The following is a 13,583-nucleotide window of genomic DNA, read 5'->3' on the forward strand; positions in this document are numbered from 1 at the left end:
GGACACCGGGGTCACCGGGCGGCACGGCGGGTCCGCCCTCGTCCACGGATCCCCCCGGGTAGAGTGGCGCGCAGACACGGAGCCGCGGACCTGCGGCAGGAAGGCAGGGCCGCATGCCAGTGCGCAGGCTCGAGGACGGTTCGTGGGAGAACCCGGCACTCCACGAGGTCGATCCCTCGATGAACCTCCCCAAGATGCTCGCCCAGCGTGCCCGGGAGCATCCCGGTCAGGTCGCCATCGAGCGGCGCACGGACGTCGGGTCCTGGAGGCCCGTGACCATCGAGGAGTACCTGCGCGCCGTGGAGGACACGGCCCGGGGCCTCATCGGTCTGGGCCTGCAGGCGGGAGAGCACCTCGCCATCCTCGCCCCCACGTCCTACGAGTGGGCGGTCCTCGACGCCGCGGCCCTGGCCTGCGGGGCCATCACCGTCCCGATCTACGAGACCGACTCCGCCGCCCAGATCCGCCACATCCTCACCGATGCCGGGATCGTCCTGGTCTTCACCGCGACCTCCCAGCAGGCCGACCTCGTGGAGTCCGTCAGCACCGACACCGTGCGTCGGATCTTCTCCCTGGACCGTGGCGCCGAGGCCGAGGTGGCACGCGCCTCACGCTCCGTGGCGCCGGTCGACGTCGAGGAGCGCACCGAGGCCGTCGGCCTCCACGACGTGGCAACCATCATCTACACCTCGGGCACCACCGGTGTCCCCAAGGGAGTGGTGCTCACCCACGGCAACTTCATCGAGAGCTTCGCGCAGGCGTACGACTTCCTGCCCGCCCTCATCAACGACCCGCGTTCCCGGTCCCTCCTGTTCCTGCCCGTCGCCCACGTCCTGGCGCGTTTCGTCATGTACGCCCTGCTCACGGGGCAGGGGCGGGTGGCGTTCGCCCCGGACACGAAGAACCTCGTCTCCGACATCGCGACCTTCCGACCCACGATGATGCTGGCCGTGCCCCGCGTGCTGGAGAAGGTCTACAACCTCGCCTCCGCGAAGGCCGGGGGTGGCTTCGCGAGGACCGTGTTCTCCTGGTCGGCGAAGCAGGCCCGGGACTTCTCACGCGCCACCGCCTACGTCGGTTCGCAGGGCGAGACCCCTCTCGGGCAGGACGTGCCCGTCGCCGACACCTCACGCGTCACGGACTACACCTCCGAGGCCTCCCCCGGCCCGGGCTTCGCGCTGAGGACCCGGCACCGCATTGCGGACGCCCTGGCCCTGTCCAAGGTGCGCGCGGTGCTCGGCACGAACCTGGAGACCGTCATCTGCGGGGGTGCGCCCCTGGCCCTGGACCTCGCGAACTTCTACCGCGGCCTCGGCATCACCCTCCTGCAGGGCTACGGGCTCTCCGAGACCACCGGCCCCATCGCGGTGGAGATCCCCTCCGACTTCCCGCCCGACTCCGTGGGCTTCGCCTGGCCGGGCAACCGGATGAAGATCGCCGACGACGGGGAGTTGCTGCTGCGCGGCGTGTCGGTGACCAGTGGCTACCACAACCTGCCCGAGGAGACCGCGAAGGCCTTCCGCGACGGCTGGTTCGTCACCGGCGACCTGGCCAGCATCGACGACACCGGGCACCTGCGGATCACGGGACGCAAGAAGGAGCTCATCGTCACCGCCGGCGGGAAGAACGTCTCCCCGGAGGTCCTCGAGGACGCTCTGCAGACCCATCCCCTCATCAGCCACGTGGTCGTGGTGGGTGACGGTCGGCCCTACATCGGTGCCCTCATCACCCTGGACGCGGAGATGCTGCCCGTCTGGTTGCGGAACAAGGGCCTGCCGGTGACCCCGCTCGCGGCCGCCGCCGACCTGCCCGAGGTCCGTGAGTCCCTCGACCGCGCGATCGCGCGCGCCAACCGCCACGTGTCGCGGGCGGAGTCCATCCGCCGGTACCGCATCATCGATGCGGCCTTCACGGTCGAGAACGGCTACCTGACGCCCTCCCTGAAGCTCAAGCGGCACGCCGTGCTGCGTGACTTCGCCGACGAGGTCGACGCCCTCTACGCGGAGGGCGAGGCCGAGCGCGCCAACGGCGGACGGGCGTGAGCTCCGGGGACACCGGGGAGCAGCGCCGGGCGGGCAGGCCACGCCGCACGGACGAGGACGCCCCCGGCGGGCCCGACGGGAGTGGGACGGAGCTGGGGGCACTCCCGGTGGCGCTGGTCACCGGCGCCACACGGGGCCTCGGACGTGAGATCGCCCGCGTGCTGGCGCCCGACCACCACCTGCTCCTGGGAGGTCGCGACCCGGCGGCCGTGGGGGCACTCGCCACCTCCCTGCCCAGTGCGGAACCCTTCGTCGCGGACCTCACCGACGCGCGCGCCACACGGACCGCGGTGACACAGGTGCTCGCCCCGCTGGGCCGCCTCGACGTCCTCGTCCACAATGCGGGGATCTCCTCGCGCGGGACGGTCGCGGACACACCTCGCGAACAGTGGCGCCGGATGCTGGAGGTCAATGTGGTCGCGGTCGCCGACCTGACGCGCCTGGCACTGCCACTCCTGCGGCGGAGCCGGGGACTCGTGGTGCTGGTGAACTCCGGTGCGGGCCAGTCCCCCTCCCCCGGCAGCGCCGCCTACTCCGCGTCCAAGTTCGCGTTGGGCGGCCTGGCCCAGGCGCTGCGCGAGGAGGAACGAGGGCGCGTCCGCGTCACCTCGGTCCACCCCGGTCGCATCGACACCGACATGCAGGTCGCCCTCCAGGCACAGGACGGACGCCCCTACGTGGCGTCGGAGCACATGGCACCCGCCGATGTCGCCCGGACGGTGCGCCTGGCGGTGGACATGCCGGTCGGCGCGAGCGTGGAGGAGCTGCGGGTGCGCCCGTGGGCGCCGCGGGACTGAGCCGGCCTCAGGCGCTGCGGCGTGCGGTGTCGCGCGCGAGCACGCCCTTGAGGTACTGACCCGTGAAGGACTCCTCCACCTCGGCGACCTCCTCGGGTGTGCCCTCGGCGATGACGCGGCCACCACCGGATCCGCCCTCGGGACCCATGTCGATCACCCAGTCGGCGGACTTGATGACGTCGAGGTTGTGCTCGATGACGACGACGGTGTTCCCGCGCTCCACGAGGGACTGCAGGACCAGGAGGAGCTTGCGGATGTCCTCGGTGTGCAGTCCTGTGGTCGGCTCGTCCAGGACGTAGACGGTGCGTCCCGTGGAGCGACGCTGGAGCTCGGAGGCGAGCTTGACGCGCTGCGCCTCCCCGCCCGACAGCGTCGTGGCGGACTGCCCGAGGCGCACGTAGCCGAGCCCGACCTCGACGAGGGTGTTGAGGTGGCGGGCGATCCGTGGGATGGAGGCGAAGAACTCCGCCGCCTCGGCGATGGGCATGTCGAGGACGTCGGACACCGTCTTCCCCTTGTAGTGGATCTCGAGGGTCTCGCGGTTGTAGCGGGCCCCGTGGCAGGTCTCGCAGGGGACGTAGACGTCGGGCAGGAAGTTCATCTCGATGCGGATCGTGCCGTCGCCCTTGCAGGCCTCGCATCGTCCGCCCTTGACGTTGAAGGAGAACCGTCCCGGCCCGTAGCCGCGGACCTTCGCCTCCTGGGTCTCGGCGAAGAGCTTGCGGACCAGGTCCCACACGCCGGTGTAGGTGGCGGGGTTGGAGCGTGGCGTGCGACCGATGGGTGACTGGTCGACGTGGACGACCTTGTCGAGGTCCTGGGTGCCCGTGACCGAGCGGTGCCGGCCCGGCACGGTGCGCGCTCCGTTGAGCCGGGAGGCGAGGGAGCGGTAGAGGATCTGGTTGACCAGGGTCGACTTCCCGGAGCCGGAGACCCCCGTCACGGCCACGAAACAGCCCAGGGGGAACGCGACCGTGACGTCGTCCAGGTTGTGCTCGCGCGCGCCCTTGACGACGATCCGGCGTTTGGGGTCCACCGGGCGTCGGGACTCCGGCAGCGGGATGGAGCGGCGCCCCGCCAGGTAGTCGCCCGTGATGGAGCGAGGGTTCCTCTTGAGGTCCTCGACACTGCCCGAGTGGACCACCCAACCCCCGTGCTCACCGGCACCGGGACCGATGTCGACCACCCAGTCGGCCGACTCGATGGTCTCCTCGTCGTGCTCGACGACGATGAGGGTGTTGCCGAGGTCCCGCAGGCGCTCCAGGGTGGAGATCAGCCTGCGGTTGTCACGCTGGTGGAGGCCGATGGAGGGTTCGTCCAGCACGTAGAGCACTCCCACCAGGCCCGAACCGATCTGGGTGGCCAGACGGATGCGTTGGGCCTCGCCGCCCGAGAGGGTCCCGGCGCCCCGCGAGAGCGTCAGGTAGGTGAGCCCGACGTCGACCAGGAAGTCGAGGCGGGCGCGGATCTCGTGGAGCACGGGCCCGGCGATGGCCGTGGCGCGTGCGTCCAGTTCCAGGTCGTCGAGGTAGGCACGGGCACCGGAGATGGAGAGGTCGGAGAGCTCCGCGATGTTGAGGTCCCCCAGACGCACGGCCAGCACCTCGGGGCGCAGGCGGGCACCGTGACAGGCCGGGCAGGGCACCTCGCGCATGTAGGCGTCCATGCGGTCCAGGGTCCACTGGGACTCGGTCTCGTCACGCTTGCGCTCGACGAAGTTGACGGCGCCCTCGAAGCCGGTCGTGTAGGAACGCTCCCGTCCCCAGCGGTTGCGGAACTTGACCTTGACCTCGTAGTCCTGTCCGAAGAGGACCGCCTGTCGGACCTCCTCGGGCAGGTCCTTCCACGGGGTCTTCACGGAGAACCCCATCTCCCGACCCAGTGAGGTGAGGAGCTGGACGTGGTACTTCTGGTTCGAGCTCCACGGCGCCACCGCACCGTCCGCCAGGGACAGCTCCTCGTCGGGGACGACCAGGTCGGGGTCGACCTCCAGCTTGGAGCCCAGTCCTGAGCACTCGGGGCAGGCGCCGTAGGGCGCGTTGAAGGAGAAGGTGCGCGGCTCGATCTCCTCCAGGGCGAGGGGGTGGTCATTGGGGCAGGCGCGCTTCTCGGAGAAACGACGGGAACGCTCGGGGTCGTCCTCGGGCAGGTCCACCCGCTCGATGACGACCAGCCCGTCGGAGAGTCCCAGCGCGGTCTCCACGGAGTCGGTGAGGCGCTGACGCATGCCCTCGCGCACGACGAGGCGGTCCACGACCACGGAGATGTCGTGCTTGAGCTTCTTCTCCAGGGTCGGGGGCTTCTCGAGGCGCACCTGTTCCCCGTCGATGACGGCGCGGGCGTAGCCGGAGGTGCGCAGCTCCTCCAGGAGGTCCTGGTACTCGCCCTTGCGCCCACGCACGACGGGTGCGAGCACCTGGAAGCGCGTGCCCTCGGGCAGGGCACGGACGCGGTCGACGATCTGCTGGGGGGTCTGGGACTGGATGCGGGCCCCGCACACGGGACAGTGGGCGACACCGGCGCGGGCGTAGAGGAGGCGCAGGTAGTCGTGGATCTCGGTGATGGTGCCCACCGTGGAGCGGGGATTGCGCGAGGTCGACTTCTGGTCGATCGAGACCGCCGGGGACAACCCCTCGATGAAGTCGACGTCGGGCTTGTCCATCTGGCCCAGGAACTGTCGGGCGTAGGAGGACAGGGACTCGACGTAGCGGCGCTGTCCCTCGGCGAAGATCGTGTCGAAGGCGAGGGAGGACTTGCCCGAGCCTGACAGGCCCGTGAAGACGATCATGGCGTCGCGCGGGAGTTCGAGGTCGATGCCCTTGAGGTTGTGCTGGCGGGCACCGCGGATGATGAGCTGGTCAGTCACCCGTCGATCCTACGTTCCCGCGCCCCCATTCGTACATGTGTTCCATGGCATGTGGGCTCCCCCACCGACGATTCGTGCGCGACCTGCGCCGTCACCCCCGTCGCCCCGCGCAGGGACCCGGTCACGGGCATAATGGAGCCATGGGCCTCTACGTGATCGAGTACACCTACGACCATTCGCTCGACTCCCTCATCCACGACTTCCGTCCCTCCCACCGCACCTTCCTGCGGGAGCTGCACGACCGGGGCATCCTCGTGGCATCGGGTTTCCTGCGCGATGCGATGGACGAGGGCGCGCTGATCATCCTCAATGCCGACTCCGCCATGGACGCGCTGCGGATCCTGGAGGAGGACCCCTTCTTCTCCGCCGGGTTCATCGTGCGGCGCCACGCCCGCCAGTGGGTCCCGACCATCGGCGACCAGGCCGAGGACTTCGACACGGAGTTCCCCTTCTCCTGACGGGCGTCCCTCCCGGGGCACCCGTGGGCCGACGGTGCCGTCGGCAGTCGGGACTGCCCCCGCGTGGGGACCTGTCAGAGCCATCCACGTTCACGGGCGAGGTCGACTGCCTGGGCCCGTGACCTGGCTCCCGTCTTCCCGATGGCGGACGAGAGGTGGTTGCGGATGGTGCCCCTGCTCAGGAAGAGTCGGGCGGCGATGTCGTTGACCAACCCGCCGTCGGCGCTGACACGCAGGACCTCCTGTTCCCGGGGCGTGAGCGGGTTGCGACCCCGGGTACGGGCCTCCTCGAGGAGACCCGGGTCGTACACGCGCTCGCCTGAGGCCACCCGCCGGATCGCGTCGACCAGTTCACCGGGTTCCGTGTCCTTCGTGACGAAGCCCGCGCACCCGAACTCCAGTGCGCGCGTGACGTAGCCGGGACGGTCGAACGTGGTGCACATGACCAGCCGGGTCTCCGGGTACAGCTGCGCTGCTTGGTCTGCCACGGAGAGTCCGTCCCCCGGCATCTGGACGTCGAGCAGCGCGACCTCCGGTCGGGTGTCCCGGATGAGGCGGAGGGCGCCCTCCGCGTCCGAGGCCTCACCCGCGATCCCGAACTCCGTGGTGAGTTCCAGGTAGGTGGACAGTGCCCTGCGGAAGAGGACCTGGTCGTCGGCGAGGAGCACGCGGATCATGGCAGCCTCGCTGTGACGGTGGTCCCGCTGCCCTGCCCGCCTGCGACGACGAGGGTGCCACCGCATGCGGCGAGCCGGTTCCGCATCCCCCGGATCCCGGCTCCCTCGGTGATCGGTGCCCCGCACCCGTCGTCGGCGACCGTCACGCCCCGGGCGTCGACGGCGACGGACACGAGCGAGGCGTCCGCGTGGCGGACGGCATTGGTGACGGCCTCACGGATGACCATCGCGAGGACCGGTTCGCGCCGGGGGTCGGGCACGCCGCTGCGCCGCACGTCGAGACGGATGCCCGCTGCACCGGCGGTGACACCTGCGGCAGAGAGTTCGGCGTCGAGTGTGGCCCGTCGGAGGTCGCGGACCGCGTCGCGGATGTCGCGCGAGATGGTGGAGGCGAGCTGCTCGATGTCCTCCAGCTCGCCGCTGACGCGCTCCGGCTCGGCGCGCCGTGCGAGCTCTGCGGCGAGTCGGGCCTTGAGGGCGATGGTGGTCGCGGAACTGCCCAGGACATCGTGCAGGTCGCGTGAGAGGCGCTCGCGTTCCCACAGGACGGCCAGGTCCGCGATCGCCTCCCTCGCGTCGAGGAGCTCCTCGTGGACCTCGACGAGGTGGAGCACGAGGAGGGTCGCGACCGCGACGGACAGGAGTGTGAGGAGGTCCGGGAGGACCTCATCGGGACTTCCCCGTGAGAGACCCAGGACGCCGAGGGCGAGGAGGCTGGCGGAGGCGACGATGATCCCGGCCCGTCGCGGGAGCAGGACGAGCATCAGGCAGATGGCCCCCGCCAGCACCGGAGAACTCCCGACCCCGAGCAGTGCGACGAGGACTGCTCCCAGCGCGGAGACGGTCCCGACCGCCACCACCCGGAGGGCCGGTGGTCCTCCGGTGCCGGTGAGCAGCGCTGCGGCGATGGTCGCGACCGCGTAGGTGAGTGCGAGCACGGTCGCGGGCACCCGGTGGGGTGCGTGTTCGGGCGCCCCCAGCAGCGACACCCATGCCGGGACCGTGAGCACGGTGAAGCAGACGGCGATGAGCGTGCCGATCCACGGGTTCCTCATCCTGCCATCCAATCCCATTCACACGCGTTCCGCGATACGGTCGTACCGCCACAGGGAGAGGGACACGAGTGCCCCGAGCCAGGCGGCGAGGACGACGCCCGCGGTGAGGGCCCTCATCGGGGTGTCACCGGCCGCTCCGAGCTCGGCGAGCCAGTAGCTCGGCATCGTCCGCGCGACGGACGTCCACCACTCGGGCAGGGCACCCAGGGGGAGGAACAGCCCGCCGAGGGTCGCCAGGGCGAGCATCAGCACGATGACGACCGTCTGCACGTTGTCCTTCGTCGCGAACAGTCCGACGGCGACGCCGAGGACGGCGAAGGTGACGGACCCGATCCAGATGCCGAGGGTCGCGAAGAGCCATCCGAGGGCCGTCAGGGAGACGCCGTCCATGAGGACGGCCACGAGGGGTACGCCCACGACCGCGGGCAGGGCGATGAACACACCCACGACGACCTTCGCGGTCAGGTAGCCGCGAGCCGGGAGCGGGGTGAGGCGGATGACGCGCTGCCACCCGGAGGCACGTTCGTCGACGATCCTGGTGCCCACGAGAAGCCCGGCCGTCATCGCACCCCAGACGGTCATCCCGACCATGATCTGTCGGGGCTCGACGACCGACTCGGAGCCGGCGAAGAGCAGTGTCTCCAGGACGTAGAACACTGCGGGGAAGACGAGGGTGAAGAGCAGGGTCCCCGAGGAGCGCAGTGTCCGGCGGAACTCCAGGAACAGGTAGCCGATCATCATGACACCTTCCTCTCCTGTGCGGTCAGGGTGAGGAACGCGCGCTCGAGCGACACTCCTGAGTCCTCGATCGTGGTGGCCCGGGGGACGGTCGCGACGAGCGCGCGCAGGGTCTCGTCGGAGCGTGTGGTGAGCAGCGTGACACGGTCGTGCCTCCACGCCACCTCGACCACCCCGGGAAGGCGGGCGACCTCGTCGCGGTGCTCCGCCGGGACGGTGGCGGAGACCTCCCTCCCCGCGGCCAGGTCCTGCACGTCGGTCACCGTGCCGTCGGCGATGATGCGCCCGCCCTGCATGAAGATCACCCGGTCGGCGAACTCCTCGGCCTCGGCGAGGTGGTGGGTGGCGAACAGCACCGTCCTCCCGCTCCCGCTCATCTCACGTATCGACGCCCAGAAGGCGTGCCGCGAAACGACGTCCATCGCGGCCGTCGGTTCGTCGAGCACGAGGACATCGGGGTCCCCGGCGATTGCGAGGGCGTAGGCGACGCGCTGGCGTTGGCCCCCCGACAGCCTCGTGGAACGACGGCTCGCGAGGTCAGCGATCCCGGCCCGCTGCAGTGTCTCCGGGACCCCCAGGGGGTGCCGGTGCAGGCGGGTCACCATCCCGACCAGCTCGGCGACCGTCGCATCGTCGAGCAGGGCGGTGGACTGCAGCATCGCACCGATGGTCCCGGCGTGGACGGCATCGGCGGGCGACATCCCGAAGACCCGGACCTCACCGGCGTCCGGGGAGGTCAGGCCCAGGAGCAGGTCGATCAACGTCGACTTGCCCGCACCGTTGGGCCCCAGGATGGAGACCACCTGTCCCTGTGGGACCTGCATGGTCACCCCGTCGACCGCTCTGACCGTGCCGTACTCCTTGCACACCCCACGAATGTCAATGGTGTGGTCACTCATGCCTGTGGCTCCTCCCTCGTCTGCGGCGGAGCAGGGCCTCCTGCCCCGTCCGGGGGGCGGGGCCCGTCCCGGCGCACGGCACTCCCGCACGACCCGGGCGTGTGGCCCGCGCCCGGTCCACAGGCCACCGGCGGCCGGTGGGCATCGCCCCCAGTGCTCCCAGCGTCGCCTCAACGCGAAGGCGTCACATAGGGCAGATGTCATGAGTGCGGCTGGTGGAGCACGCGGGCGGGCCCCGCAGGCTCATCCCCTGGCGGTGGCCCCGGTGCGGGCGAGCAGTGCCCGGGCCACCGTCGCCGGTTCCTCCACGGCTGACATGTGCCGCACACCGGGAATGCGCAGGACCTCCACGTCCGGGCAGGTGCCCGCGCGGAGCACCCCGGCCAGGTCGTCCGCAGCGGCCCAGGGCAGTGCGGCGTCGTCCTCGCCGGAGACGAGCAGGACGGGCGCCGTGATCGTCGCCAGACCGGGCCTCAGGTCAGTCGTGGCGAGCACCTCGCAGCACTGGGCGTAGCCCTCGGGTGAACAGGCCAGGAACTCCGCCCGGATGCGGTCCACCCAGTCACGGCCCCGACCGGTGCGGAACCCCTCGGAGAACCAGCGTTCCATCGTCGGCTCCGCCAGGGGCCCGGTGCCGTCGCGGCGGACGGCTGCGGCCTTCTCGACCCAGGCCCGGGGCGGGAGGTTGACGGGGGCGGAGCTCATGTCCGTCGTGCTCAGCACGCGTGAGGGGGCGAGCTCTGCCGTGGCGAGGGCGACCATTCCCCCCAGGGAGAGGCCGGCCACGTGGAAGTCGTCCACACCGATCCCGTCCAGGGAGCGCAGGAGTGCGGCGACCAACTGCTCCATGGTGAGGGGTTCGTCGACCGGGGCAGGTGCGGTGCCCCCGTGGCCCGGCAGGTCGTAGCGCACGACCCTCAGGTGTGGTGCCAGCGCCGGGACGACCTCGTCCCACATCACGTGGCTCGATCCCAGGGAGTGGCCCAGCACCAGCGCGGGCGCCTCCTCGGGTCCGTCGGTGGTCAGGCCCAGCTCCCACTGCTGTGACGACATCCGTGTCCCCTTCCGTTGTACGGTCCACCCCCAGTCTGCCGCCCGGGACGGCCCCACGCGAGTGGGCCCACCGCGCTACGGTGGGGTCATGGCTCTCTTCGCTGTCGAATACGTCTACGACCCTGCGCGCACCTCCGAGATGGACCCGGTCCGTCCCCTCCACCGGGCCCACCTGGGTGAGCTGCACGACCGCGGTGTCAATGTCGCCTCCGGTCCCTGGGTCGGTGGTCGGGCCGGTGCCCTCATCCTCGTCCACGCGGACTCCGAGGAGGCCGCGCTCGACGTCCTGGCAGAGGACCCGTTCTTCGTGCAGGGCTTCGTCATCTCCCGCACGGCACGCCAGTGGAACCCCGTCATCGGCGAGATCGCCTGATCCCTCCCGGACTCCCCGGCACCCGGACCCCCGCTCGCCGGTGACCTGCGCTCCTGCCCGGCGCCCGACCCACTCAGGGAGCTGAGGTGCCCCGGCTCCCGGCCTCCGCATGTGCGCGGCGTGCGAACACGCGGTGCGCCGCCTCGATCAGCACGCAGGCACCCACACCCAGGCCGGCGATGACCCACCACTGGTTGCCTGCGGGCCACTCCAGGGCGAAGAAGTGCCGGCTGAAGGGGATGAGCACCCCGCCCACGGCGCCGAGGGCCATGAGTGCGAGCAGCCCCACCCGCCACCCCACGAGTGGTCGCGCGGTGATGGAGAGCAGCCACAGTGCGCCCGCCATCAGTGACAGGGTCGCCGCCGTCTGCCCGGCGACGGAGCCGATGCCGACGATGCCGTAGGCCCCCAGTGCGGCGGCGGAGAGCACCAGTCCGCTCGGGACCGCCAGGCGCAGCGTCCTCCCGAGGAAGCCGGGCACGTAACGGCGTGCATTGGGTCCCAGGGCGATGAAGAACGCCGGGATGCCGATGGTGAAGGCGTCGATGTAGGTGAAGTGACGTGGCAGGAACGGGTACGTCCACGCGAACAGCGCGGTGAGCAGGGCGATCACGGAGGCATAGGTCGTCTTGGCGAGGAACAGGGCGGAGACGCGTTCCATGTTGGCGATGATGCGGCGCCCTTCCGCGACCACGCCGGGCAGCACCGAGAAGCGCCCGTCCACGAGCACCAGCTGGGCGACGGCCTTCGTCGCGGCGGAGCCGGACCCCATGGCGATCCCCAGGTCGGCGTCCTTGAGGGCGAGGGCATCGTTGACCCCGTCGCCCGTCATCGCCACCGAGTGCCCCCGGGACTGCAGGGCGCGGACCATGGCCCTCTTCTGCTCCGGGGTGACGCGCCCGAACACGTCGTGGGACTCCACGGCGTCCGCGAATGCCTCGGAGTCGAGGTCGGTGGGCAGGGTCCGCGCATCGCAGCTGCGCGCGGGTGAGCCGTCGGGCGCCCGCAGGCCCACGTCCTGCGCAATGGTGGAGACGGTCACCGGGTTGTCACCCGAGATGACGCGGACGTGCACCCCCTGCTCACGGAAGTAGGCCAGGGTCTGTGCCGCGTCGGGGCGCAGGTCCTCCTCGAGGACGACCAGGAGGCGTGCCCCCAGGTCGCGGGGCAGGGTGTCCTCACCTGCCGCCAGGGCCGTCGCCGAGTCCGAGTGCGACAGGCACACGACACGGAGCCCCTCCCCCGCCAGTTCCCCCGCGCGTGCCAGGACGCGCGGGTCCGAGCTGACGATCTCGGTGGCGCCCAGCACCCAGGCCTCGTTCCCACGACCGGCCGCGGACCACTTCCGGGCCGAGGAGAAGGCCACCGACCACTCCTCCCCGGTCGCGGGGCCGGGGGTGACGGTGCTGTCGGGTGCCGGGACACCGGGTACTGCGACGTCCGCTGCGGCCCCGCCCTCGTCGACCCCGTGACCCCCGCTCCGCTCCCCTTCCCCGGCGAGCGCATCCGCGATGGCGCAGGCGGTGGCGTTCGTCCGGTCGCCACTGAGGATCTCCAGCGCCCTGCGGGCCCGTGCCTGTCCGTCGGGCGACACGCCGGGCAGGTCCTCCAGGGAGCGGACCCGGATGCCGCCGGTGGTCAGCGTGCCGGTCTTGTCGACGCAGAGGGCGTCCACACGGGCGAGGACCTCGACGGCGGGGAGCTCCTGGACGAGGACGCCGCGGCGCGCCAGTGTGGCCGAGCCCAGGGCGAAGTTCATCGACGTCAGCAGGACGAGTCCCTGTGGGATCATGCCCACCACCGCCGCGACCGCCAGGACCAGTGCGTACCGCCAGGCGTCGGGTCCCTCTGCGGCGAGGACACGTGTCTGGGACCAGACCATGAGGACGACGACCGGGACGATGACCGCGGAGACGACCCGGAGGACCTTGTTGATCCCCTGCTGGATCTCGGAGGTCGCCAGCGAGAACTGCTTCGCCTCACGGGTGAGGCCCTGGGCGTAGAGTTCCTCGCCCACCGCGGTCGCCCGGACGTTCCCGGACCCGGCGACCACGGCGGTGCCCGCCAGGACCCTGTCGCCGGGATGCTTGCGCACGGGGACGGACTCCCCCGTCAGCAGGGACTCGTCCACCTCCAGGCCGTGGACGTCGAGGACCTCCCCGTCGACGGGGACCTGGTCCCCCAGCGTCAGTCCGACGACGTCGTCGAGCACCAGGTCACCCACGGGCACCACCGTGGTGGCCCCGTCACGCAGGGCCGTGGCCCTCGGGGCGTCCACGATGGCCAGTGCGTCGAGGGTGCGCTTCGCGCGGTACTCGGAGGCGATGCCGATGACCGCGTTGAGGACCATGACGAAGCCGAAGACGGCGTCACGCCAGTTGCCGACCAGGAGCACGACGACCACCGCGACCGTGAGGATCGCGTTGAACAGCGTGAGAAGGTTCGCGCGGGCGATGGAGGCCAGGGAGCGGGAGGTGGTTGAGTCGACGTGGTTGGTGAGTCCGCGGCGCCTGCGCTCCTCGACCTCTGCGGTGCTGAGCCCGGTGGTGTCGGGTCCGGTGGCGTCGGGCCCGGGGGTGTCGGGCCCGGGGGTGGTCCCTGCAGCGGTGTCCATGCTCCTCCTCG

At 71.0% G+C, this 13,583-nt stretch carries 11 protein-coding genes; 4 read left to right on the forward strand and 7 right to left on the reverse strand.

Annotated features, from left to right (window positions below; all coding sequences use genetic code 11):
* The first annotated feature begins 113 nt into the window (after positions 1–113).
* Complete coding sequence (locus tag BQ9890_RS04230; RefSeq protein ID WP_075889608.1) at positions 114–2,042, forward strand: AMP-dependent synthetase/ligase; 1,929 nt, start codon at positions 114–116, stop codon at positions 2,040–2,042.
* Positions 2,039–2,839, forward strand: a complete 801-nt coding sequence (locus tag BQ9890_RS04235; protein ID WP_230297814.1) for an SDR family oxidoreductase — start codon at positions 2,039–2,041, stop codon at positions 2,837–2,839. The genes BQ9890_RS04230 and BQ9890_RS04235 overlap by 4 nt, the downstream gene beginning before the upstream one ends.
* A 7-nt stretch (positions 2,840–2,846) precedes the next feature.
* Here BQ9890_RS04235 and uvrA read toward each other — a convergent pair whose 3' ends face one another.
* Complete coding sequence (gene uvrA / locus BQ9890_RS04240) at positions 2,847–5,705, reverse strand: excinuclease ABC subunit UvrA (RefSeq protein ID WP_075889610.1); 2,859 nt, start codon at positions 5,703–5,705, stop codon at positions 2,847–2,849.
* Between the two features lie 140 nt (positions 5,706–5,845).
* Between uvrA and BQ9890_RS04245 the strand changes: the two genes are divergently transcribed.
* Positions 5,846–6,163 carry a YciI family protein gene (locus BQ9890_RS04245; protein ID WP_075889612.1) on the forward strand — a complete coding sequence of 106 codons (318 nt, stop codon included), beginning with the start codon at positions 5,846–5,848 and terminating at the stop codon, positions 6,161–6,163.
* 74 nt (positions 6,164–6,237) lie between these two features.
* Here the strand turns inward: BQ9890_RS04245 and BQ9890_RS04250 are convergent, their stop codons facing one another.
* From BQ9890_RS04250 to BQ9890_RS04270, 5 genes are all read right to left on the reverse strand, one after another.
* Complete coding sequence (locus BQ9890_RS04250) at positions 6,238–6,840, reverse strand: response regulator transcription factor (RefSeq protein WP_075889614.1); 603 nt, start codon at positions 6,838–6,840, stop codon at positions 6,238–6,240.
* The gene (locus BQ9890_RS04255; protein WP_075889616.1) at positions 6,837–7,895 is read right to left on the reverse strand and encodes a sensor histidine kinase; all 1,059 of its coding nucleotides are present in this window, start codon (positions 7,893–7,895) and stop codon (positions 6,837–6,839) included. The genes BQ9890_RS04250 and BQ9890_RS04255 overlap by 4 nt, the downstream gene beginning before the upstream one ends.
* An 18-nt stretch (positions 7,896–7,913) precedes the next feature.
* Entirely contained in the window at positions 7,914–8,636 is a 723-nt protein-coding gene (locus BQ9890_RS04260) for an ABC transporter permease (RefSeq protein ID WP_075889618.1), read from the reverse strand.
* Entirely contained in the window at positions 8,633–9,532 is a 900-nt protein-coding gene (locus tag BQ9890_RS04265; RefSeq protein WP_075889620.1) for an ABC transporter ATP-binding protein, read from the reverse strand. Before BQ9890_RS04265 ends, BQ9890_RS04260 begins: the two co-directional genes overlap by 4 nt.
* Positions 9,533–9,775: 243 nt before the next feature.
* Positions 9,776–10,585: an alpha/beta fold hydrolase gene (locus BQ9890_RS04270; RefSeq protein WP_075889622.1), complete on the reverse strand. Its 810-nt coding sequence runs from the start codon at positions 10,583–10,585 to the stop codon at positions 9,776–9,778.
* 88 nt (positions 10,586–10,673) lie between these two features.
* Between BQ9890_RS04270 and BQ9890_RS04275 the strand changes: the two genes are divergently transcribed.
* Complete coding sequence (locus BQ9890_RS04275) at positions 10,674–10,958, forward strand: YciI family protein (protein ID WP_075889624.1); 285 nt, start codon at positions 10,674–10,676, stop codon at positions 10,956–10,958.
* 73 nt (positions 10,959–11,031) lie between these two features.
* Here the strand turns inward: BQ9890_RS04275 and BQ9890_RS04280 are convergent, their stop codons facing one another.
* Positions 11,032–13,572: an HAD-IC family P-type ATPase gene (locus BQ9890_RS04280; protein WP_078062223.1), complete on the reverse strand. Its 2,541-nt coding sequence runs from the start codon at positions 13,570–13,572 to the stop codon at positions 11,032–11,034.
* Positions 13,573–13,583 lie beyond the last annotated feature (11 nt).

Origin of the sequence: Actinomyces provencensis (assembly GCF_900155435.1) — a bacterium.
Classification (GTDB): domain Bacteria; phylum Actinomycetota; class Actinomycetes; order Actinomycetales; family Actinomycetaceae; genus Pauljensenia; species Pauljensenia provencensis.